This is a genomic window from Streptomyces sp. NPDC008238 (assembly GCF_042956445.1).
GTDB lineage: Bacteria > Actinomycetota > Actinomycetes > Streptomycetales > Streptomycetaceae > Actinacidiphila.
The window spans coordinates 199,781-220,843 of record NZ_JBIBGK010000013.1; the positions used below are offsets into that span (position 1 = coordinate 199,781).

Genomic DNA, 21,063 nt, shown 5'->3' on the forward strand with positions numbered 1-21,063 from the left:
GACGGTCGCATCCGGAGCCCGGCCACACATCACACACCCCGAGAGGAACCATCATGCGAAGGTTCTGGCACGTCGGCATCAACGTCACCGACATGGACCGTTCGATCGACTTCTACCGGCGCATCGGCTTCCGGGTCGTGCAGGACAAGGAGGTCGAGGACGCCAACCTGGCGCGGGCCTTCATGGTCGAGGGAGCCGGCAAGCTGCGCTTCGCGCACCTGCGGCTGAACGACTCCCCGGACGAGGCGCTGCTGGACGTCATCGAATGGCGCGACATCGACGCGGGCGGCCGGGCGACCACCGATCTCGTCCACCCCGGACTGTGCCGCTTCTCGATCCTGACCGACGACATCCAGGCCGAGTACGACCGCCTGAACGCACTGGGCGTCGAATTCCTGCACACGCCGCAGACCGTGATGGGCCCGGACGGTGTCAACGGCTGGAAGCTGCTGTTCGCCCGCGACCCCGACGGCACCCTGTTCCACTTCGTAGAGCTGGTGGGGGATGCCGCTACGGTCGGATGAAACACCCTGACCGGAAGGTAGGAAGACGTGGCGAACGGCCCATCCCAGCAGCACGGCACGCCCCGGGACGACGATGCGGGCGAGCAGGGCGGAGTCCTCGTGCCGGCGGTGTCGCGCACCGTACGTGTGCTGGACACCCTGGTCCAGAACGCCGGCGGCGCCACGCTCACCGAGCTCGCCAACCGCTGCGGGCTCGCCAAGAGCACGGCGTCCAACCTCATCCGGACGATGGTGACCGAAGGCCTGATCAGCTACGACCCCGAGACCCGGCGGTACAACCTCGGGCCGTTGCTCATCGAGTACGGCATCGCGGCGGTCGCCCGCACCACGCCGGTCACCGAGGCACGGCCGTACATGGAACGACTTGCTGAGCGGACCCGCCTGGCCTGCCTCGCGATCCAGCCGATGCCCGACGGGCACTTCACCGCGATCGCCAAGATGGAGAGCCGCAAGGCGATCAAGACCACCATCGAGATCGGCTCCCGCTTCGGCCGGGACGCGCCGCTGCTCAGCCGGATCACCGCCGCGTGGCACCCGGGCACGGACACCGCCGAGGTGGTAGGTGGCCCGGGACCCGAGGAGATCCGCGCCCGTGGCTTCGGCGCCGTCTTCGGCGAGTACCGGCCCGAGCTCAACGTCGTGGGATTCCCCGTCTTCGACCGTGACGGGTACCCCTGTCTCCTGATCACCCTGCTCGGCATCGGCGCGGACCTCACTCCGCACGACGTCGAGGAGCTCGCCCCCGACCTGGTGGCGGCCGCCCGGGCCATCACCGCCCGCAGCGGAGGACAGGTCCCGGCCGACTACCCCGCCGTCGGTACGGAGGAAGTCGCCGGCTGAGCACCGCCTGAATTCCGCTCGGCCCCGCCTGCCCGGCGCAGTCGCGCCGGGCCGCCCGACCCTGCCCTGATGCCGATCGTTCGCGTCCGGACCGGGGTGCCTTTTCACCCGAGAGGAGTACAAGAACGTGGGACATCACACCATCGCTGTCGTGGGAGGCACCGGCCCACAGGGCAAGGGCCTGGCCCTGCGCTTCGCCCGTGCCGGACACCGGGTCGTCGTCGGATCCCGCTCGGCCGAACGTGCGGAGGACGCGGCGGTCCTGATCCGGCACCGCGCCGGGACGACCGTCGACGTACGCGGTCTCGACAACCACGCCGCCGTCGCGGCGGCCGACGTCGTCCTGCTCGCCGTACCGTGGGCCGGCCACGGTGAACTGGTCGCGGACCTGGCGGCGGAGCTCGCCGGAAAGCTGGTGATCAGCTGCGTCAACCCACTCGGTTTCGACAGGCAGGGCCCCTACGGGCTGGCCGTCGACGAGGGCAGTGCCGCGGAACAGGCCCAGCAGATGGTTCCCGACGCATGTGTCGTGGGCGCCTTCCACCACCTGTCAGCGGTGACACTGTGGGACGAGGACGGGTTGCTCGACCACGAGGACGTCCTGGTCTGCGGTGACGACCAGGCCACGAAGGACCGGGTGGCCGCGCTGGCCGCGACGATCACGGGACGGCCCGGCATCGACGCCGGACCGCTCCGCAACGCGCGACAGCTCGAACCGCTCACCGCCGTTCTCATCGGCATCAACCGCCGCTACAAGGCACGCTCCGGCCTCGCGGTGTCCGGGATTCCGGCGTGATCATCGAACTGCGCGAGTACCTCGCGCTGCCCGGCCGGGAGGAAGAACTGCACCGCCGTTTCGCGGAGGAGACCCTCGGCCTCTTCGAGGAGGCCGGCCTGGACCTCCGCGGATTCTGGCACGTCGTCGGAGAGCGGCGGCGGATCGTCTACGCCTGCGCGTTCGAGGACGTCGCGGCGGCGGTCACGCACTGGGACACCTTCAGGGCCGATCCGCGGTGGATCGCACTGAAGGAACGGACCGAAGCGCAGGGGCCGCTGATCGAGGAAATCGTGAGCACCTACCTCGTCGAGCCCGAATACGCGACCTCCCGCCGTGTGCCTCCGGCGGTTTCGACCCTCTTCTGACACATCACCCCGACGGCACCGTCGGCCGTCCGGCCACCCCCTCCAGCAGGGCGCGCGAACCGGGCGATGCGCAACGATCTTTGAAGGTGAACGTTCATGCACACCATCGATCTCGCCTACGTGGGGAGTGGCCCGCACGAGGAACTGGTCAGCCACATCGCCGACCAGCACGACTACTACGCCGAGGAGGGTGTCCACGTCGCATTGCGCGACGCCTACGTCTGGCATCCGGAGAGGTTGCGACGCGGCGCGACCATAGGACTCGGCCGGACCCTGCTGTCCCGGCTCGTCGACGGCATTCCCTGGGTCGCGCTCAGCGTGAACACCCAGCGGCCGCAGTTCTGGTTCCTCGCCCGCCCCGGCATGACGTCCCTGGCCGACCTCGCGGGCCGGCGGCTGGCGATACACCCCCCGCACACCGGACCCGGCTGCTTCACCCGCATCGTCCTCCGGCAGGCCGGTCTCGACCCCGACCGCGACGTCCACACCATCATCCGGTCTCCCGGCGACTACAGCATGGACCTGCGCCTGCTCCGGGAAGGAGCCATCGATGCCGCCGTGGTCGGTGACACCATGGCGGCGGAGGCAGTGGCGGCGGAGAACGGCTGGAACGTACTCGCCTTCGTCGGCGACCACTTTCACATCCCCACCGTCGGCGTGGCCGTCGACCCCACCCACGTCCACCCGGACGACCCGGCCGTCCAGGCCGTCGTGCGAGCCCATCGGCGGGCCCTGCAGGTGATCCGCAATGACCCCGACACCACGCTGCGACACCTTCGGAGCTTCCTCAGCGGACAAACCGACGACGAGATCCGAGCCCACTACGAGAAGTTCATCGCGCCCCATTTCACCTTCGACGGCCAGGCCGACCTCGCCGTCGGCGCGGATGCCATCACCGCGGTCGCCACCGAACTCGGCGTCCCGGCGACCTTCACCGCGGCCGAGTTCTACCGCACCACTCCGTAGGGGCGTGCCGAGGTTCCGACTTCGCGCCGTGCAACGGGCAGTCGTAGCACCGCAGTCTCCGAAACATCACAGAGGGGCAGTCCTGTGCAAGAGTTCCTGGTGGAGGTCACGACCAACATCCCTGACGGAACCGATCCCGCCGAGGTCGACCGCCGTCGCGCCGCGGAAGCGGCCCGGGCCGCGGAGCTCATCGCCGCCGGCCATCTGGTGCGGATCTGGCGCCCGGTGGGTGAGATGCGCAGCATCGCGCTGTGGCGTGCCGCCGACGAGGCCGAACTGTACGAGAGGGTCCTCGACACGCTGCCGTTGTGGCCGTGGATGACGTCGGTCGTCACCGTCCTCCAGTCGCACCCGAACGACCCAGGCGGAACGGGCGCCACCGATGGAACCCGAGGGCGCTGACAGCGCCCTCCCGCAGGACCGCCCGTCGTCCAGTGAGCCCGGCGACGCGGCTTCCCGCCGTGCGCCGCCGGCGGCTCCGGCACCTTCCGGTCCCCTTCTCGCCGTAACCCCGTTGGCCCTTCCGGACGGAATCCGGGGTCTTGACCGGAGTAGCTCCGAAATCTACCTTGTTCCATATCGTGGACGCAGTTCAGTAAAATGAATCGAGGGTCGATGATCAAGGGCATTCAGCTGCACGCCTGGGCAGCCGGACCGAGCATGGTCGAGGTCGCCCAGGTAGCCGCCCGCGCCTTCGAGACGATCTGGGTCACCGACCAGATGCAGTCGCGGGGCGTGAGCGCCGTCCTGGGCGCGATCGCGGCCCGGACGGAGGCCGGCGTCGGCACGGCGGTCACCTTCCCATTCGGGCGCAACCCCCTGGAACAGGCATCGACGATGGCCACGCTGGCGGAGTTCATGCCCGCCGGACGCCAGGTCAGCATGGGGATCGGCACCGGCGGCGGCCTGGTGAGCGCGCTGATGGACCGGTCGAATCCGGTAGGCCGCGTCGCGGAGCTGATCGGGATCTGCCGGGCTCTCTGGCGCGGCGAGGCCGTCCGGATGGGCGACTTCCCGGTGACCTGCAAGGACCTGGGTCTGCACGACGACGCGCATATGTCCCTGGACTGGGTGAAGGACCCCGCGGTGCGGGTGGTCGTCGCCGGTACGGGGCCTCGCATACTCGAGATGGCCGGCGAGCTCGCCGACGGGGTGATCTGCGCGAGCAACTTCCCGGCGCACAGTCTGGCCGCGTTCCGCAGCGGCCAGTTCGGCTCGGTGAGCAACCTCGACCTGCTCGAACGCGGCCGGGAACGCAGCACCCACCGTGACTTCACCCGCATCTACGGCGTGAACATCTCCGTGTCGGCGGACCGTGACGGCGCCAAGGCCGCAGCACGCAGGCAGGCCGCGCTGATCGTCGGCCAGCAGCCGCACGAGAACCTGCAGCGGGTCGGCTTCGAACAGCCGGACTACGCGGCGACCCGGGCGGCCGTGAAGGCGGGCCACGGCCTCCGCGCCGCCGCGGAACTGCTGCCCCAGGAGATAGCCGACCAGCTGATCATCTCCGGGACGCCCGGCGACTGCATCGAGGCGCTCAGCGAGCTGCTGGAGTACGCCCGCGGCGCCGGCTTCACCGAGGCGTACGTCGGGGCCCCCGTGGGCCCCGACCCGGCGGAGGCCGTCGAGCTGCTGACCTCCAAGGTCCTCCCGGAGGTGCTGTGAACCCCGGCACGGACCGGACGCCGGCGCTGTGCCCGATGCAGCGCGACGGCGTCGTGGCCACGGTGACGCTCAACCGCCCCGCCGCACGCAACGCGCTCAACCTCCCGCTGCTCCTGCAACTGGTCGAGGCGCTCGAGGACGCCCGCGAGCAGGGCGCGGGCGTCCTGATACTCAGGGCGACGGGCCCTGCCTTCTGCGCGGGTGCGGACGTGCGTGCCGACGACGGCACCGCGATCGGACAGCCGGGTCTGCGCCGGCGGTTGATCGAGCAGGCCTGCGACCTCATCGAGGCGTTCCCGGCCTCGGTCGCCGCGGTGCAGGGTCCGGCCGTCGGCGGGGGATGGGCACTGGCCGCGGCTGCGGTGGTCACCGTCGCGGCGCCGGAGGCGGCCTTCCGCTTCCCGGAGCTACGGCTGGGCTTCCTCCCCCCTGCCGCGACCGTCCGGCGGATGCGCGAGGCCGCCGGCCCCGCCCTCGCCTTCCGGCTGCTGGCCGCCGACGAACGCTTCACCGCGGACGAGCTGGCCCGGCTGGGACTGGTCGACGTCACCGCCGCCCCGGACCTCGACCGCCGCGCGCGCGAACTCGCCGACCAGTTCGCCGCCGCACCGGCCGACCTCCTGCACAAGCTCCGGGTGGAGCTCGCCGGCTGACGTGCCGTACGCCGGGGGCAGCGCCCCACCACGTGAACCAGAAAAGGACGATCATGCGCCAAAGTCCCTTCACCGACACTGAAGAACAAGCCCAACTGCGGTCGACGGCCCGCGCGTTCATCTCTCGCCACGCCCCGGAACGCGACGTGCGCGTCTGGGACGAGGAGGGCTCCTATCCCGAACAGCTCTACCGCGAGATCGCGAAGCTCGGCTGGTGCGACCTGGCCGCCGACGCGGACGAACCCGTCGAAGACGTCGCCGGACTGCTCGTCGCCCTGTGCGAGGAGGTCGGCCGGGCCAGTTCCGACCTCGTTGCCCTGCTGAACCTCAACGTCAGCGGGATCCGCGACCTGAACCGCTGGGGCACCCCTGAACAGCGGCAGACCTACGTGACGCCGGTACTCAGCGGCGACGGCCGGTTCTCGATCGCGGTGAGCGAGCCCGACGTCGGGTCGGACGCCGCGAGCGTCGCCACCCGGGCCGAGCGCGGCGACGGCGGCTGGGTGCTCAACGGCCAGAAGACCTACTGTGAGGGCGCCGGACTGCCCGGCACCGTCATGGAGATGCTCGTCAAGGTCGGCGACAGCGGCCGCAAGCGCGACGACCTCGCCGTCTTCCTGGTGCCCGCCGACCACCCGGCGGTCGAGATCCGCCGCATGCCCGCACTCGGCCGCAACATCAGCGGCATCTACGAAGTGTTCCTGCGCGACGTCCACCTGCCCGACTCCGCACTGCTCGGACGGCCGGGACAGGGCTGGCAGATCCTCAAGGAGCGCCTCGTACTGGAACGGATCATGATCAGCTCCGGCTTCCTCGGCAGCGTCGGATCGGTGCTCGACATGACCGTCACCTACGCCAACGAACGCGCCCAGTTCGGCCGCACCATCTCCTCGTACCAGGGCGTGACCCTCCCACTCGCGGAGATGTTCGTCCGGCTGGACGCCGCCCGGTGCGCGGTGCGGCGCTCGGCCGGCCTCTTCGACGCGGGCCTCGCCTGCGAAGTGGAGAGCACCATGGCCAAGTTCCTGGCCGGGCAGATCTACGCCGAGGCGTCCGCGCTGGCCATGCAGATCCAGGGCGCCTACGGGTACGTCCGTGACCACACCCTGCCGATGCACCACTCCGACGGCATCATCGCCCGGGTGGTCGCCGGTCCGCCCGCCGTCCAGCTCGACGTCGTCGCCCGCTCCATGGGACTGCGAGCCGGCTGATGCGCGACGATCACCACCCGAAGGACCCGCGATGAACCCCGCATCCGTGCGCCGCGCGCTGGCGAGAGCCCAGGCAGGCAAGAACATCGACCGCGAAGAGGCCATCGCCCTCCTCGCAGCGCGAGGCGACGACCTCACCCGGCTGTGCGAGGTCGCGGCCGCCGTTCGCTCGGCAGGCCTGAAGGACGCGGGACGACCCGACGTCGTGACGTACAGCAAGAAGGTCTTCGTGCCGCTCACCCGGCTGTGCCGGGACCGGTGCCACTACTGCACGTTCGCCACCACACCCGGGCGGCTCGACGCGCCCTTCCTCACCCCTGACCAGGTACTCGACATCGCCCGCGAGGGCGCCCGACTGGGCTGCAAAGAAGCCCTCTTCACCCTCGGTGACCGCCCGGAAGACCGGTGGCAGGCGGCGCGTTCCTGGCTCGAATCCCGCGGCTACGAGGACACCCTGTCCTACGTCCGCGCCATGGCGATCCTCGTACTCGAGGAGACCGGGCTGATCCCGCACCTCAACCCCGGTGTGATGACCTGGGCGGAGCTGCAGAGGCTCAAGCCCGTCGCCGGATCCATGGGACTGATGCTCGAGACCACCGCCCGCTCGCTGTGGGCCGAGCCGGGCGGCTGCCACCACGGCTCGCCCGACAAGGACCCGGCGGTGCGCCTCCGCGTCATCGAGGACGCCTCGCGGAGCGGCATCCCCTTCACCACCGGGATCCTGGTCGGCATCGGCGAGAGCCCAGCGGACCGCATCGACTCCCTCCTGGAGATCCGCCGGATCGCCCGGCAGTACGGCGCCGTCCAGGAGGTGATCGTCCAGAACTTCCGGGCCAAGCCCGACACGGCGATGCGAGCGGCCCCGGACACCGGGCTGGAGGAGTACCTCGCCGTCATCGCGGTGGCACGTATCCTCCTCGGCCCCCGAATGCGGCTCCAAGCCCCGCCCAACCTCTCGGACCCCGGGGAGCTGCGCCTGCTGCTGGCAGCCGGCGTGGACGACTGGGGCGGGGTCTCGCCCCTCACCCCGGACCACGTCAACCCCGAGCGGCCCTGGCCGCAGCTGGCGAGGCTGAAGGAACTGACCGCGGAGGCCGGGTTCGACCTCCGCGAACGGCTCGCGGTACAGCCGGAGTACCTGCGTGCCGGCGGCAACTGGGCGGACGCCAGAATCAGGCCGCACCTTCAGGCCCTGACAGATCCCGCCACGGGCCTCGCGGCCGATGTGTCCCCGTCGGGCCTGACCTGGCAGGAGATGGCCGAGGCGGAGTCCACCGGCCGCACCGACCTTCACGTCGCGATCGACCGGGAAGGCCGGCGGACGACCGCGCGCGGCGACTTCGACCACGCCTTCGGCGACTGGCAGGTGCTCGCGGACCAGCTGAAAGGCAGGTCGGCGCCACCCGGGACCACCACCCCCGAGCGACTGGGCTCGGACGTGGCCGCTGCCCTGCGCGCGGCCGAGCGCGACCCGGCGGGCCTCACCCGCGACCAGGCACTCGCGCTGGCGTACGCCGACGGCCGCGCGCTCGACGCCCTGTGCCTGCTCGCCGACCAGGTCCGGCGGACGGCGGTCGGTGACGTCGTCACCTACGTGGTCAACCGCAACGTGAACTTCAGCAACGTCTGCTACGTCGGCTGCCGGTTCTGCGCCTTCGCGCAGCGGGCCACCGACGCCGACGCCTACCGCCTCTCCCTCGACGAGGTGGGCGACCGCGTCGAGCAGGCGTGGACGGTGGGAGCGACGGAGATCTGCATGCAAGGGGGCATCGACCCCGGTCTGCCCAGCACCGTCCACCTCGACCTGGCCCGCGAGGTGAAGCGGCGCTCCCCGCAGATGCACCTCCACGCCTTCTCCCCGATGGAAATCATCAGCGGCGCCTCCCGCATGGGCATCACGGTCGCCGAATGGCTGGGCGAAGCACGCGCAGCCGGCCTCGATTCGGTGCCCGGCACAGCCGCCGAGATCCTCGACGACGAGGTCAGATGGGTGCTCACCAAGGGCAAACTCCCGGCGGGAGAGTGGATCCGGGTCATCAGGACCGCGCACGAACTCGGCATCCCGACCACAGCAACGATGATGTACGGCCATGTCGACGAGCCGCGTCACTGGGTCGACCACATGCGGACGTTGGTCGAGCTGCAGAAGGAGACCGGCGGGTTCACGGAGTTCGTACCGCTGCCCTTCGTGCACCAGAGCTCGCCCATCTACCTGGCGGGCATCGCCCGCCCGGGCCCGTCACGCCGCGACAACCGTGCCGTCCACGCACTCGCACGGCTCCTCATGCACGGCTCCATCGACAACATCGCCTGCTCCTGGGTGAAGCTCGCTCCGGAGCAATGCGCCGACATGTTGCGCGGCGGGGCCAACGACCTCGGCGGCACGCTGATGGAGGAGACGATCAGCCGGATGGCCGGTTCGGCCAACGGGTCGATGCGGACGATCGCCGGAATCAGGGAACTGGCGGCTGCTGCGGGCCGGCCCGCCCGGCAACGCACCACCACCTACGACGAGGTCACCGCTGAACGTGCGCAGGCCGCGCTCGGATTCGACACCGAAGTGCACCGCGCCGTGCCCCTGAGCGTCGGGTTCGTGCGGTGAGGCGGTGGGACTGGGTCGTCGTCATCCCCCAGAAGGACCTCCGTCTGGCCAAGAGCCGCCTCCAACTGGGTCCCCGCGCCCGGCGGAGCGTGGCGCGCGCCCTGCTCCGCGACACCGTGACGGCCGCGCGGGCGGCACCCGGGGTCGGCGAGGTCGTCGTCGTGCTCGACCGCGTCCAGGACTTCCACACCGTCGAAGACCTCGGTGTGCGGGCCGTCCTGGCCGACGGCCCCGGGCTCAACGAAGCCATCCGGCAAGGCGAACAGACGGCACGAGCGCTCCACCCCCGCTGCGGCGTGGCCTCCCTTCCGGCGGACCTCCCTTTCATCGAACCCGCCGTCCTCGCCCGTGCCCTGACCCACGCGCGGGCACACGACCGGGCGTTCGTCGCCGACGCGGAGTGCCGCGGCACCACCCTGCTCGCGGCGAGCCCGGGACAGGCCCTGCAACCGTCGTACGGCACCGGGTCGCGAGCGGCCCACCGTCGCTCCGGCGCTTTCGAACTCACCGCACCCGACCTCGCGGCACTGCGATTCGACGTCGACCACCTCGACCATCTGCTGCTCGTGGCCACGCTCGTGAACGACTCACACCCCCACCTATCCGACGCGCTCGGCCGACTCCCCCTGGACACGTACAGGTCCACGCCGTCCGCACACACCATTCCTGGAGGACATCGATGGGTCTGCTGAAAGACCGCGCCGCCGTCGTCACCGGAGGCGCCCAGGGCATCGGGCTCGCGACGGTCGAGACCTTCCTGCGCGAGGGTGCGCGAGTCGTCATCGCCGACCGCGACACCGAAGCCGCGCGCAATGCCGCTGAACGTCTCGACGCGGGTGACAGGGTTGTCACGGCAGCCTGCGACGTCACTGCCGCGGCGGACGTCCAGAGCGCCGTGGACCTGTGCGTCTCGACGTTCGGCGGGCTCGACGTGATGGTCAACAACGCGGGCATCACCCGTGACGCGACCATGCGGACGATGACCGAGGACCAGTTCGAGCAGGTCGTCGCCGTACACCTCAAGGGCTGCTGGAACGGCACTCGCCTGGCCGCCGCCGTCATGCGGGAACAGCGCTCCGGCGCCATCGTGAACCTGTCCTCCATCTCCGGCAAGGTCGGCTTCGTCGGCCAGACCAACTACTCGGCGGCCAAGGCCGGCATCGTCGGGCTCACCAAGGCGGCGGCCAAGGAGATGGCCCACCACGGGGTACGGGTGAACGCCATCGCGCCGGGTCTGATCCGCTCGCCGATGACCGAGGCGATGCCGACCCACATCTGGGACGCGAAACTCGCCGAGATCCCGATGCGGCGCGCCGGTGAGGCATCAGAGGTGTCCTCGGTGGCACTGTTCCTCGCCTCGGACCTTGCGTCGTATCTGACGGGGACGGTCATCGAAGTGACCGGCGGCCGGCACATGTGATCAGCCGCGGCCAGGGCTCCTGGGCCCCGTGGACCAGGTGAGCCTGGTCCGCGCGCAGGGGCCGCGTGCGATTCAAGCTGGTGCTTCGAGCGGGGGTCGAGCCGGCCCGCCCGGCGAGGCAGAGGGGCGGATTACCGTCAGGGGGCCGAGCGCCACTCGGGAAGGTCCTCAAAGTGCACGTCGTAGCGGTGCTGTTCGGGGAGGAGCGACGCGAATTCCGCCTCGCCGCGACTGATGGCGGCCAGCCGCTCGAAGTAGCCGAACCGCTCGATACCAGGACTGAGCACGACCACCACGTCGGCCACCTCACCCTCCGCTGCCCCGAAGACATGCGCAAGGCCCGGCGGTACGACGACGAGCCCGCCCTTTCCCACCGTCGTCAGTGTGTCGCCGAGACGGAACAGCATCGCCCCGCCCAGCACGTAGAAGAGCTCGTGGGAGAGTTTGTGGTGGTGCGGGGGACCTCCGTCGGCGCCGGTTGCGAGGGTGAGCCTGCTGGCGCTGACCGCACCCCCGTCGGCGAGCAGCTCGAACGCGCCGTCAGCGGGCGATGCTGCGGCCGCCTCACCGGGTTGCACCATTAGCGCAGGGAGCATGGGCTTCATAGTGACTCGAAGTGGGTGGAGGCCGCAGCCGAGTTTCAGGCCGCGATTGAGGAGTCCGGCCTTGAGGCCGAACACGGCTCATACGAGGTGGGCCGTGCAATCCGACGGGCTGCCTACGGCGACGACTATGCCGGCGGATACACGGCCTCGCCAGCTGGGCTGATTGGCGAGGCCGCCCATCCAGAGTGCGCCGCCTTCTTCTTCGCCGCACCCGGGGCGAGCAGCACCTCAGTCGAGGGGCATCGCCTTAGCGCAGACCCGATCAGGGAGAGCATTTCCCCGCACGCAGCGGCGTGTCGGGAGGCGCGATGGCGGTGACACGGGTGAGTCCGGCCCACCATTCGGCGCCGTCCTCGACGCATCCCGCCAGGACGCCCTCGCGCACCGCCACAGGAGCTTCATGCGCACGGTCCGTGGTCCCCGGTCGCGGGAACGCTGGGCTGGCGATGTCCTGGCTTTGCCGAACGCTCCTCTTGGATGGAGGGCGGAGCGGCCCCGGCGTGGTCAGCGTTCGGCGGGGCCGCGTTGCGAGCCCGCCCGGTTGTAAGCACCCCCGCGAACGACCGGGCGGGCAGCTATGGGCCTTTAGGGGCTTTGCTCCGCGTGGGCGGGGATCATGAGGTTCCATCCGATGCCAGAGCACTGTTTCGGGACCGGGGGGAAGGTGTGACCTCGAACGTCGGTGCTGGTGAAACGGTGGCCCTGGCCGCAGGTGCACTCGTAGATCCCGATGACCGGTACCTTCTCGCCGGGGCGGTGCATGCGGGTCATCTCGTCCATGATGACCTCCTCGGGGCCCGGGGCGATCAATGCGTCAGCCGGAATCCCCTTGCTCCTTCTTTAGATCTTCCTGTCCCCGCTCGCGAGTCCCGCGCTGTTCGGCACCGGAAGACGTGTATTCCTCTTGCGGAGGCACAGTCTCGTCCTCAGTCACGTCTTCCCCCAGTGGCGACTTCTTCTCGTGTTCGTTCCCACTTGGCTTCATCGCTCCTCCTCGGCTGACGAGCGGCACCTGGGGGAAGTCTTCGTTCATGCGGCTCCGCCAGTGAAATGCCGCTTTCCCTTTTTGGCGGCCGCCCGGCCGGAGCCTCGTGTGGAGTGAGGGCCCGACCTCTGGAGCGCCGACCGCCCGGGGCAGATTTCCGCACTCTCTGGGCAGCCGTTAGCACGGCCGGCTCAGAGTGCGGTGGCTCCGCGGGGTCGCCTTACCTGCCGGAAGCCGCCCAAACCCCTGGCCCGCGATCCTCATGCGCGTCCAAGCCCCGCGGCACGATGACACGCGGTCTGAAGCGGACCAGACCGTCGGAGAGGTCAACGCGCATGCAGCTTCCCTCGTCGGCGCGCGCCTCGACTGACGCGATCGACCTCGTCGACGAGGCCAGCGAGGACGTCGCCAACGTTGGCCATTAAGACGTGTTTCCGCAGGTCAACATGGCTTAGATCAAGCTCCGCCACGTATCGGTTCCTGCTTGCCCTGGCCGACCGCCGTAGCCTCGACGGGCCGGCCAGGAAAGAGGACCTCCCGTCGCAGCAGAGCTGCCAGAGTTCTAGGGGGCCCGCGCTGCGCCCGCCCGGCCGCAGCTTTGCCCCGCACAACCGGGCGGGCAGCTCATGGGCCGTTGAGTTGGACGTTCAGGCGGCCACCTTCTCCTGCACCTTGTCCTTCAGGTGATGGATGTCGCTTTCCTGGAGGGTGCCGTCCGCCTGCTCGTACTGGCTGAGGGCCAGGCCCAAGCCGAAGAAAGTTGGTGCCCACTCTCCTACGTAGATCCCCCAGCGGTCGGCGCGAGCCAGGCCTACGCCAGGTTCCGCGGTGAGGCTGGTGGCCCAAGCGGCGATGGACAGGCCGATGGACGCCATACCTGCCAGGTACGCGTGCTCGCTGCGTATGCCCATGCCGTGCATCTTTTGAATGATCATGATGGGCTCCTCGGGTGGAACGATTCTGCGCCCCAAGGGCCCTACTTGCCTTGAATCATCACAGTAAACGCGTCTTTGAAACCCTCCCGTAGGCGACGGTCCGGGCAGTGCACGTGTTCCGCGTCACCACCGCTGCCACCCCCGGAGCATCACGTCGGCTGCCCAGGGCCGAACGGCGCCCGATGCGCGATAGGGACCGGTTACGAGTCCGTCGAGCCGGGGTGACAGCGGAGGCACGGCGTCACATTTGGCATGCGGAACCCGGTCTCGACCTCGCCCGGGGTGAGCCAGCTGCCGACAGCATCCGGGCAGTCGCTGCAATGCACGACACCGCGGAGCGTCCCGCCCTTCGGTACGTGCTGGAGGCGGAAGCCGACGCCGCCGGACGCCAAGGAATGCTCGCGCTTCGCTGGCACAGGTTCGGCAAGGTCGGCTGACTCTTCTTCGCTCTCGCGGATCTTGGCGTCCACAGCGTCAAGCTGCAGTTTCAGGTAAAGACGGATCACCCTTAGCCGATCCACATCCGGAGGCAGCTCGCACACACGCATCCACCCTCCAGCAGTGTTCACAGCCCCTGTGTGCGCCGAACACATACAGCGACCATCTCTCGCAGGCTCCCGACTCGCTCCGCGAGCAGCTCGCGCTGGATCTGCGCCCCATTTCCAATCTGCAGCAGCCGGGCGAGTGCCTTTTGGGCAAGAATGAGGTCGCCACTGTCCTCCAGGGCATCCCTTACGTGGTCGAACAGTGCATGGACGACAGTCGCTGCTGGGGCGGGCTCCATCGTGAAGGGATGGACGAGTTGTCCGCCCAGGCCCTCCCGTCCCGCCCGCCAGGCGGACAGCGCAGTAGCGCCACCCGGTGATCGATTGGCGGTTCCCCCGCCCGCCACTGGCGAGCTGCCGTCTCTGCTAGGGCACGCACCATCGCGGCCTGAAGAACGGCGGCGGCCGGGTCAAGGCAGACATCTGCCACCCGGATCTCCACGGTGGGGTACGTACGGGAAAGCCGCGCATGAAAGTAGATCATTCCTTCGTCTCTCAGGGCGCCGGTTGTCAACATGGCCTTGACCAGCGAGTGGTACTGCACTGCGGACCCAAAGGTTTCCACTGGGCCGGCTGACGGCCATCGTCCCCACACGCGGCTGCGGTAACTCGCGTACCCGGTGTCCTGCGCCTGCCAAATTGGGGAATTGGCACTCATGGCAAGCAGCACAGGTAGCCACGGCCGTATCCGGTCGAGGATGGCCACGCCTTCCTCGTCGGAGTCCACGGACACATGTACGTGGCAGCCGCAAGTCAGCTGCTCGTCGGCGGTGAGCCCGTAATGCTCCCGCATCCACTGGTACCGCTTGCCAGCGCTCATGCTCGGACTCACCGGCAGGGGCGAGGTTGCTAGTGCGGCGACCGTGGCCCCCAGTTCATCGGCGTACCGGGCCGCGGCAGCACGCCACCGGATGATCTCGGTGGCCAGGTCCCGCATCTGAGTCTGCGGATGGGTCGCAAACTCTAGTTGCTGGAGCTGCAGTTCTGCCTTGAAGACCTCTGCTGTCGCTGCGGAGTCATGGCGGGCCGACTGCAATATCGCAGAGGACAGCGCACGGGGGCGGCCCGATTCGGCATCCAGCAGCAGGAGTTCTTCCTCTACTCCGACACTGCGCACGCCCATCACCCCGCCAGAACATCGTCACGAGGTCGGGCCGTCCGCCCAGTCCCATTCGACCTATCGGCTGCCGTGTCGTGTGTCAACGCTTCGCACGGACTGCCCCCCGCTATGATGACGTTGTTGGAGCGCGGCAAGGCCAGAAAGACGATTGGTGAGCAGCGCGGTCGGCTGCCCGAAGGCGATTGAATTTCGGTGGTGCCGGCGAGCGTCCGGTAGTCGGCGGTGCGGCCGCGTGGCCGATGGCTGAACGCTGTGCTCAAACTTGGCTCGCAGGCCAGCCGGTCTCTGCTACTTCCCGAGCGCGCGCTGAAGTTCCGCCTTGTTCATGTGGGAGCGGCCGTCGACGTTGCGGCGTTTGGCCTCCGCATAGAGCTGGTCGCGGGTCGGCCCTTGCGAACCCTTGCCGGACCGCTGGCCGCCACGGCGCCCTGAGGACATGTCCTCGGTGGAGCTGTGCCTGGCGCTCTTGGACTCGCCAGCGCGAGCCCGCTCCTTGTTGGCGGTGCGCGCCGCGATTTCTTCGGCTCGCTTCTCGCTCTCGCCGCGTTGCTTGGCACTGTCCTTGATGTGCTCGTACTGCCGTTCGCGTTTGCGGCTCGATCCTGCAGGCATCTCGTTCACCCCTAGGTGATCACTTTGAGGCCATTGATGATCTGCTACCCGTCATCGTCACTGATATTTCCGGAAAGTGCAGTGATCCCTGCCCGCAGCCGCTGTGAGGTTTAGGGCGGGCGCGGGCGCCTGCATGGGAGGGCTCTGGAACGTGCTTGCTGCGCGTTACTCCGCACGCGTGAGCGCATCGACGCCATGATGTCCAAGACGGACGAACCCGACCGCCAGGTGGCCTGCAACCGGGTGGCGGGCGTCGTGGTGACCGGTAACGAGGACGGCGCCCACCACGTGATCAGCGAGAGCTCCGGGGCGCTCGCCGATCCGAGTTACACCATCCCGGGCCGGGCGTGGACGTACTGGCACCTGGGCCTGGCGCTGGCACGACTACCTCGACGACGAGCGCGGTCACGATTGGTGGCACAGGAAGGGCCGCGCCATGGCCGCGAACCTGTACGGCGTGGCCCGCGGGCCCTGGCGGCCACGCCTCTCAACGCGCCGCTGGGGTGATCGCGGGCGTCACGGGACCATGAGAACCTTGATGTCGCCGTCGGCCTTCTTCTGGAACAACCGCATGCGGCGCAAAGTCGTCGTCACTGGCCCGGAGCAGCAGCCCGTGCGGGGAATTGCCGCGACTCGCACGCTGTCGGTATGCGCGGGATCTGCACCGGACAAGTGGGCTCATCGGACTGGTCGCCTTTCCCCGTTCACCTGCACTCCGGGGCTGCCGAGGAAGGCAAGGGCTTCCACCAGGTCCACGAAAGCGCGGCTCAATGATCGGGCGCCGGAGGGTCTGTGAGTGCGAGGGCATCGTGCAGCGAGCGGGAGTGGACATCCCGGTGCCGGGTAGCCGACCGGCACGGGTACGCCAACCCGTTCCGCGCAGGAGGCTCGATGCCACGACGGCGGTACGCGATTACTGCGGTGGTCACGGTACTGGCTGCCACGGTGACCTCATGTGGCACCTTTGCCGAACGCGAAGACGCCGCTTCCACAACGGTCACGCGCTTCGAGCAGGCACTTGCGGCCCAGCAGGCCGCCGAAATATGCGCCGCACTCGCCCCCGCCACCCGCGAGGAGCTGGAGCAGTCAGCCAAGGAGCCGTGCCTCCAGGCGGTCACGCAGAGTGATGTCCCTGCGGCCGGTGGTGTGCACGCAGTGGACGTCTACGGCGGACAGGCGCGGGTCGTACTCGAGCACGACACCGTCTTTCTTGCCCACTTCCCCACCGGGTGGAAAATCAGCGCCGCCGGATGCACATCGCAGCCCGGGCAGCCCTACCAGTGCGAGATCAAGGGCAGGTGAGACCACTGAGAACGCTGTTCGCGAGTACCTTGCTGATCATCGCAGGCGGCTTGGCGTACTTCATGGCCTTGGGGCTGATGCACCGATGAAGGACCCTGTGTCCCCTCAGGCCGAGCGTCCACCGACGCAGCGGCGTGTACCGCGCTTCCTGCGCAACAACAGTCTGGGCCTGGCCTTCATGACAGCCTTCCTGCTCGCCCTGGCAGGCCAGGCAATCGCCGGCCACGCCCAGTTCAACAACCAGCTCCTCACCGACGGCCTGGCGCCCGTCAGCTTCGGCGCCTACCTGACGACCTCGGACTTTGCCGTGGACGTAACGGAAAACTGGCAGTCTGAGTACCTGCAGTTCTTCCTCTACATCGTCGCCACCGTGTGGCTGCTGCAACGAGGGTCCCCAGAGTCCAAGGAACTCGACAAGCCCGGCACCGAGTCCGACAAGGACCAGATGGTGGGTGAGCACGCCCGCCGCGACTCGCCCCGCTGGGCGTCCACCACTGACTGGCGCGGCATCGTCTACTCCCGCTCCCTCGGGTTGGTCATGGCAGTGATTTTCCTTCTGTCCTGGCTGGCCCAGTCCATCACCGGCGTGGCCGCCTACAACGAGACACAGCTACGCGATCTGCAAGCTCCAACCACTTGGGCCGCCTATCTCTCCTCCGCGGATTTCTGGAGCCGCACGTTGCAGAACTGGCAATCCGAGCTCCTGGCCGTCGGATCCATGGCGATCCTCGCGATCTATCTCAGGCAACGCGGTTCCCCCGAGTCCAAGCCCGTTGGCTCGCCACACACCGCGACCGGCGTCGAGGGATGAGCAGCGCAACCCACGGACTGGCACTAGCTCCGTGGGTCTCCCTCGGTCGTGTGCCGCCGGAACGGTACCTCCCATTACGCTCATCCCCCCGCGCCACGCTGTCGGCGACATGTCGGGGCGCCCGACCGGAAAGGCGGCGCTCTTGATTGGGACGGCAGCCCTGCGAGGCCTCGACCGGCGTGTCACCCGCGATCTGGCATCGTGGAACCCGGTGTGGGCGCGGCGCCTGCTGCCGGCAATAGAAGCAGCGGCGGGCTATAGCAAGCTGTGGTTTGCTGCGCCGCCGCGATGGCCTGCTGTGGCGGACAGCGAGGTCACGCTGCAGCAACTTCGGGCCTATCAGCTCTTGCGGTAGCGCAGCTCCTGTCCAACGCCGGCAAACAGCTCACCAACCGGCCCCGGCCACCCAAACAGTGGATTTCTCATGAGGAGGAAGAGGACCGGCCCGGCAGTTCGTCCTTCCCGTCCGGACACACCGCCGCGGCGGTCGGCTTCGCCGCCGTCTGGCCCATTTGGCCGGCCATGAGCGGGGCCTGTGCCGTACCAGCACTGCTGGTCGGCCTGGCACGCGTCCACAGCGGCGCGCATCACCTCAGCGACGTCACTGCGGGAGCAGCGATCGGAGCCGTGGGGGCTTCACTCCTCAGCAGCGCGTTGGGCCTTCTCGCGAGCGAAGTGCAGCAGATCGGAGAGGGCGAGAGCGGTCAGGGTGCTGGCCGAGAGACGGGTGGCACTCGGGGCGAACACGAGGCCGGCTGCGAGGCCGGTGGAGATCCACAGTCCAACGCAAAATGGGCAAGTCAGGGCTTCGCCCAATGCTTTGCGGACGCCGCTGCCGCGCACCTCTTCGGTCAGCTCGGAGGGGCCGGAGGTTCCTTCGTACCGGGTGAAGGGTGCGCGTAGAGGGCTGGTCACCGCGTCTTTGGTCACCAGCCGCGACAGACGATGCGTGGCTCCTGCGCACAGGGCTACGTCCCAGGGAGTCAGCGTGGGGATTGCGCGGTCCGTGAACCTGGCCAACCCTGCGACCGCGCCGACAGCGGCGACGTATGTGCTCAACAGGCCGACGAACGCCCCGAGCGGGCGCTCAGCCTCGCCCGCATACTGCTGTGCTGTCTCATCCGCTGCTTCGCGGATCCGCTGTACCGCTTCACGTGCGGACATGATCGCGCCATCCTTCAAAGGCCTGCGATGCCGACGATGCCGCACCAGAACGACAGGTGAGCGCGGCTTCGGCCGGTCTTTTGCACGGCTGGGTTTGAGTGTGGCCCCGCGTGGTCGCCTTACCTGCCGAGGGCTGCCGAAACCATCCCCACCAATGGCATCGCATCTTTGAGGCACGGTGCACACAGCCAGCCGCGAGCGCCCAGTGCCACAGCACAGGGATCCGCCACCCTTGTGTGGCGGCCAGGAGAGCCGAACCCTGCCTCTCGCATGGCTGGGGTCCGGCTCTGGCTGAGGGGCCTGGGGTGGCAGCTCCGATTGGCTCGGCTTGCCTCCTTTGCCGAGCGAGCCGCACCTTCTTCACCCGCTAGGTATCGGGCAGGGCATTCTCGGACTCGGCCGAGCCGTGCGGCCACATCCTGTGGTTCAGCTCAGGTGTCGTCCTGGTGGCGGCTCTTGTCGGGTGAGGCGGAACTCTGCTTGGTATCGGCGAGCTCTGGCTCGGGCGGTGCATCCGGTTCGCCGGTGACGCGCTCAAGAGGGCTGTCGCTGACTTGTGCTGCTTCGCGTTCCCTGTCGTTCGGCTGCTTCATGAGACGTTCCAAGTCTTTCTGTATTACCGGCTGCTGACAGCTGAGACATCCGGGGCTGATGATCCCCCGATCACCGTGCTGGCCCGCCTGTCTGCTGGGAGCCGCTCCAGCCGCCAGTCTGGTTTTTGGCTACGCCCTGGTTCCGGTCGAGGCGGCTGCCGGGACGCATCGACGCCGCTGCGAGCGCGAGGATGAGGCCAATGACGCCGACGATCACGTTGTTGGTGACGGTGCGGGTTGTGCTGACGTCGCCAGCGACGCACCAGGGCGAAATGATCACCCAGAGGGCGATGATGGCGGCTGCCCAGGCCTTGGAGTGGGTGCGGTCGAAGCCTCGTCCTACGCCACCCATGAACAGGGCGTAGGCGATGCCTGCGATGAGCGTACTGACCGTGATCGACGACAGGCCGTTGAAGCCCACGATCCACGGTGAAGCAGCCAGGTAAGTGCCGGTGACCAGTCCCATGGCCTCCGTCGCCTGGCCGCGGTTGGTAGCGGTCGCCCGCTCGTAATCGTCCCGAAGTTCCAGCAGATCAGGATGCTGCTCGATACCAGGTCGCGTATGAGTCATCCGGACCATCTCCCGTCAGGTCTTCCTGATAGCGACTACCCGCGGCCGTCGAATGGCCGCCGAGGGGCCCAGTGGGGAGGGGGCCCCGATCTACAAGGGCGCCGATCACCGAGGGGCGAAAGCCCTTCGGGGCGGCACCGCGGGCAGGAGTGCGGCGCTCCGCGTGTTCGCCTTACCGCTCGGAAGCCGCCGAAACCCCGTGTCCTCACCTCGCATCGCCGCAGTTCAACGGTGCGCCTGCTTTGGAACTCGGCGAGGTTCCCCGCTGCGAGGCCGGCCGGAGCTGCGAGCCGTGCTGGAACACGGCCCCATGGCCAATGGGCGCTACAGGGCTCTGGGAGTGGCCCTCCGGAGATCCTGCGGCGCGTCGGCCGCGAGACAGCTGGAGCAGGAATACGCTCACACCGCTGTCTGCGGCCACCTCTGCGGACACGGCCCAAGGGCCCCGCTGGCGACACGGGGCCCTTGTCCATACGGTGGGTGGTGCTGTCCTGGCCGAACAACACGACGGTGCACCCACGCCCGCCGCTACATGAGCCGCGACCTCTGTCGGCGACGGTTGAAATGAGGTTCTGGATCACTTTCCGTGCTGGGGCCACGGAGGGTCACCGAAACCGCGATCATGAACGGCCATGGGTGATGTGGTCCTGGCCGACCTGTGGTGCCACCAGGTCGAGGGTGTGCTGATCGAAGACGCGCTGCTGGACGGCGAGTTCGTGATCGTACGGGCTCGCGCTGTCGCGGACCAGGCGGGGTGTCCTGGCTGCGGTGTGGCATCGAGCCGTGTGCACAGTGG

The 21,063-nt window shown here is 68.8% G+C and carries 23 protein-coding genes and 2 pseudogenes; 16 read left to right on the forward strand and 9 right to left on the reverse strand.

Annotated features, from left to right (window positions below; translation table 11 throughout):
- Positions 1 to 53 precede the first annotated feature (53 nt).
- The 12 genes from ACFZAU_RS25240 to fabG all read left to right on the forward strand — a co-directional run bounded on the left by ACFZAU_RS25240 (position 54) and on the right by fabG (position 11,024).
- On the forward strand, positions 54 to 524 hold the full coding sequence (locus ACFZAU_RS25240; protein WP_500554071.1) for a VOC family protein: 471 nt from the start codon (positions 54 to 56) through the stop codon (positions 522 to 524).
- 27 nt (positions 525 to 551) lie between these two features.
- The gene (locus ACFZAU_RS25245) at positions 552 to 1,364 is read left to right on the forward strand and encodes an IclR family transcriptional regulator (RefSeq protein WP_500554072.1); all 813 of its coding nucleotides are present in this window, start codon (positions 552 to 554) and stop codon (positions 1,362 to 1,364) included.
- Positions 1,365 to 1,491: 127 nt separating this feature from the next.
- Complete coding sequence (gene npdG / locus ACFZAU_RS25250; protein WP_500554073.1) at positions 1,492 to 2,160, forward strand: NADPH-dependent F420 reductase; 669 nt, start codon at positions 1,492 to 1,494, stop codon at positions 2,158 to 2,160.
- Entirely contained in the window at positions 2,157 to 2,507 is a 351-nt protein-coding gene (locus tag ACFZAU_RS25255; protein WP_500554074.1) for an NIPSNAP family protein, read from the forward strand. The genes npdG and ACFZAU_RS25255 overlap by 4 nt, the downstream gene beginning before the upstream one ends.
- Positions 2,508 to 2,603: 96 nt before the next feature.
- On the forward strand, positions 2,604 to 3,473 hold the full coding sequence (locus ACFZAU_RS25260) for an ABC transporter substrate-binding protein (protein WP_500554075.1): 870 nt from the start codon (positions 2,604 to 2,606) through the stop codon (positions 3,471 to 3,473).
- 84 nt (positions 3,474 to 3,557) lie between these two features.
- Complete coding sequence (locus ACFZAU_RS25265) at positions 3,558 to 3,875, forward strand: muconolactone Delta-isomerase family protein (protein WP_500554076.1); 318 nt, start codon at positions 3,558 to 3,560, stop codon at positions 3,873 to 3,875.
- Positions 3,876 to 4,088: 213 nt separating this feature from the next.
- Entirely contained in the window at positions 4,089 to 5,138 is a 1,050-nt protein-coding gene (locus ACFZAU_RS25270; protein WP_500554077.1) for an LLM class flavin-dependent oxidoreductase, read from the forward strand.
- Entirely contained in the window at positions 5,135 to 5,791 is a 657-nt protein-coding gene (locus ACFZAU_RS25275; protein ID WP_500554078.1) for an enoyl-CoA hydratase/isomerase family protein, read from the forward strand. Before ACFZAU_RS25270 ends, ACFZAU_RS25275 begins: the two co-directional genes overlap by 4 nt.
- Positions 5,792 to 5,844: 53 nt before the next feature.
- Entirely contained in the window at positions 5,845 to 7,002 is a 1,158-nt protein-coding gene (locus ACFZAU_RS25280; RefSeq protein WP_500554079.1) for an acyl-CoA dehydrogenase family protein, read from the forward strand.
- Positions 6,887 to 9,604 carry a bifunctional FO biosynthesis protein CofGH gene (locus tag ACFZAU_RS25285; protein WP_500554080.1) on the forward strand — a complete coding sequence of 906 codons (2,718 nt, stop codon included), beginning with the start codon at positions 6,887 to 6,889 and terminating at the stop codon, positions 9,602 to 9,604. Before ACFZAU_RS25280 ends, ACFZAU_RS25285 begins: the two co-directional genes overlap by 116 nt.
- On the forward strand, positions 9,601 to 10,296 hold the full coding sequence (gene cofC / locus ACFZAU_RS25290; RefSeq protein WP_500554081.1) for a 2-phospho-L-lactate guanylyltransferase: 696 nt from the start codon (positions 9,601 to 9,603) through the stop codon (positions 10,294 to 10,296). Before ACFZAU_RS25285 ends, cofC begins: the two co-directional genes overlap by 4 nt.
- Positions 10,284 to 11,024, forward strand: coding sequence for a 3-oxoacyl-ACP reductase FabG (fabG, locus tag ACFZAU_RS25295; RefSeq protein ID WP_500554082.1), 741 nt, complete (start codon positions 10,284 to 10,286; stop codon positions 11,022 to 11,024). The genes cofC and fabG overlap by 13 nt, the downstream gene beginning before the upstream one ends.
- 137 nt (positions 11,025 to 11,161) lie before the next feature.
- Here fabG and ACFZAU_RS25300 read toward each other — a convergent pair whose 3' ends face one another.
- The 6 genes and pseudogenes from ACFZAU_RS25300 to ACFZAU_RS25325 all read right to left on the reverse strand — a co-directional run bounded on the left by ACFZAU_RS25300 (position 11,162) and on the right by ACFZAU_RS25325 (position 15,826).
- Entirely contained in the window at positions 11,162 to 11,620 is a 459-nt protein-coding gene (locus ACFZAU_RS25300; RefSeq protein WP_500554083.1) for a cupin domain-containing protein, read from the reverse strand.
- 594 nt (positions 11,621 to 12,214) lie between these two features.
- Positions 12,215 to 12,409 carry a hypothetical protein gene (locus tag ACFZAU_RS25305; protein WP_500554084.1) on the reverse strand — a complete coding sequence of 65 codons (195 nt, stop codon included), beginning with the start codon at positions 12,407 to 12,409 and terminating at the stop codon, positions 12,215 to 12,217.
- 34 nt (positions 12,410 to 12,443) lie between these two features.
- Positions 12,444 to 12,662, reverse strand: coding sequence for a hypothetical protein (locus tag ACFZAU_RS25310; protein WP_500554085.1), 219 nt, complete (start codon positions 12,660 to 12,662; stop codon positions 12,444 to 12,446).
- 599 nt (positions 12,663 to 13,261) lie between these two features.
- Entirely contained in the window at positions 13,262 to 13,549 is a 288-nt protein-coding gene (locus ACFZAU_RS25315) for a hypothetical protein (RefSeq protein WP_361799924.1), read from the reverse strand.
- Positions 13,550 to 14,114: 565 nt separating this feature from the next.
- Positions 14,115 to 15,217: pseudogene (locus ACFZAU_RS25320) on the reverse strand (glutamate--cysteine ligase).
- Positions 15,218 to 15,502: 285 nt separating this feature from the next.
- A complete protein-coding gene (locus ACFZAU_RS25325) occupies positions 15,503 to 15,826 on the reverse strand; it encodes a plasmid stabilization protein (protein ID WP_500554095.1) in 324 nt (107 codons plus the stop codon).
- A gap of 195 nt (positions 15,827 to 16,021) precedes the next feature.
- Between ACFZAU_RS25325 and ACFZAU_RS25330 the strand changes: the two genes are divergently transcribed.
- The 4 genes and pseudogenes from ACFZAU_RS25330 to ACFZAU_RS25345 all read left to right on the forward strand — a co-directional run.
- Positions 16,022 to 16,333, forward strand: a complete 312-nt coding sequence (locus tag ACFZAU_RS25330) for a hypothetical protein (protein WP_500554086.1) — start codon at positions 16,022 to 16,024, stop codon at positions 16,331 to 16,333.
- 414 nt (positions 16,334 to 16,747) lie between these two features.
- Positions 16,748 to 17,128 carry a hypothetical protein gene (locus tag ACFZAU_RS25335; protein ID WP_500554087.1) on the forward strand — a complete coding sequence of 127 codons (381 nt, stop codon included), beginning with the start codon at positions 16,748 to 16,750 and terminating at the stop codon, positions 17,126 to 17,128.
- An 85-nt stretch (positions 17,129 to 17,213) separates the two neighbouring features.
- Positions 17,214 to 17,939, forward strand: coding sequence for a DUF6766 family protein (locus tag ACFZAU_RS25340; RefSeq protein WP_500554088.1), 726 nt, complete (start codon positions 17,214 to 17,216; stop codon positions 17,937 to 17,939).
- A 288-nt stretch (positions 17,940 to 18,227) separates the two neighbouring features.
- Positions 18,228 to 18,524 (forward strand): annotated as a pseudogene (locus ACFZAU_RS25345) (phosphatase PAP2 family protein); the annotation flags it as partial.
- Between the two features lie 51 nt (positions 18,525 to 18,575).
- On the opposite strand, the gene ACFZAU_RS25350 reads toward ACFZAU_RS25345, so the two are convergent.
- The 3 genes from ACFZAU_RS25350 to ACFZAU_RS25360 form a co-directional block, all read right to left on the reverse strand.
- A complete protein-coding gene (locus ACFZAU_RS25350; RefSeq protein ID WP_500554089.1) occupies positions 18,576 to 19,103 on the reverse strand; it encodes a DUF1360 domain-containing protein in 528 nt (175 codons plus the stop codon).
- Positions 19,104 to 19,534: 431 nt separating this feature from the next.
- Positions 19,535 to 19,696 (reverse strand): hypothetical protein, encoded by a 162-nt coding sequence (locus tag ACFZAU_RS25355; protein ID WP_500554090.1) that lies wholly within the window; start codon positions 19,694 to 19,696, stop codon positions 19,535 to 19,537.
- Between the two features lie 70 nt (positions 19,697 to 19,766).
- Positions 19,767 to 20,267, reverse strand: coding sequence for an SPW repeat protein (locus tag ACFZAU_RS25360; RefSeq protein WP_500554091.1), 501 nt, complete (start codon positions 20,265 to 20,267; stop codon positions 19,767 to 19,769).
- Positions 20,268 to 21,063: the final 796 nt, after the last annotated feature.

Excerpts from the sequence above, each read along its gene's own strand:
- ACFZAU_RS25240 (WP_500554071.1), top strand. The coding sequence starts at position 54 with ATGCGAAGGTTCTGGCACGTCGGCATCAACGTCACCGACATGGACCGT.
- fabG (WP_500554082.1), top strand. The coding sequence starts at position 10,284 with ATGGGTCTGCTGAAAGACCGCGCCGCCGTCGTCACCGGAGGCGCCCAG.
- ACFZAU_RS25355 (WP_500554090.1), bottom strand. The coding sequence starts at position 19,696 with ATGAAGCAGCCGAACGACAGGGAACGCGAAGCAGCACAAGTCAGCGAC.
- ACFZAU_RS25350 (WP_500554089.1), bottom strand. The coding sequence starts at position 19,103 with ATGTCCGCACGTGAAGCGGTACAGCGGATCCGCGAAGCAGCGGATGAG.
- ACFZAU_RS25305 (WP_500554084.1), bottom strand. The coding sequence starts at position 12,409 with ATGGACGAGATGACCCGCATGCACCGCCCCGGCGAGAAGGTACCGGTC.
- ACFZAU_RS25300 (WP_500554083.1), bottom strand. The coding sequence starts at position 11,620 with ATGCTCCCTGCGCTAATGGTGCAACCCGGTGAGGCGGCCGCAGCATCG.
- ACFZAU_RS25330 (WP_500554086.1), top strand. The coding sequence starts at position 16,022 with ATGATGTCCAAGACGGACGAACCCGACCGCCAGGTGGCCTGCAACCGG.
- ACFZAU_RS25280 (WP_500554079.1), top strand. The coding sequence starts at position 5,845 with ATGCGCCAAAGTCCCTTCACCGACACTGAAGAACAAGCCCAACTGCGG.
- ACFZAU_RS25310 (WP_500554085.1), bottom strand. The coding sequence starts at position 12,662 with ATGAACGAAGACTTCCCCCAGGTGCCGCTCGTCAGCCGAGGAGGAGCG.
- ACFZAU_RS25315 (WP_361799924.1), bottom strand. The coding sequence starts at position 13,549 with ATGATCATTCAAAAGATGCACGGCATGGGCATACGCAGCGAGCACGCG.
- ACFZAU_RS25325 (WP_500554095.1), bottom strand. The coding sequence starts at position 15,826 with ATGCCTGCAGGATCGAGCCGCAAACGCGAACGGCAGTACGAGCACATC.
- ACFZAU_RS25270 (WP_500554077.1), top strand. The coding sequence starts at position 4,089 with ATGATCAAGGGCATTCAGCTGCACGCCTGGGCAGCCGGACCGAGCATG.
- ACFZAU_RS25360 (WP_500554091.1), bottom strand. The coding sequence starts at position 20,267 with ATGACTCATACGCGACCTGGTATCGAGCAGCATCCTGATCTGCTGGAA.
- ACFZAU_RS25260 (WP_500554075.1), top strand. The coding sequence starts at position 2,604 with ATGCACACCATCGATCTCGCCTACGTGGGGAGTGGCCCGCACGAGGAA.
- ACFZAU_RS25340 (WP_500554088.1), top strand. The coding sequence starts at position 17,214 with ATGAAGGACCCTGTGTCCCCTCAGGCCGAGCGTCCACCGACGCAGCGG.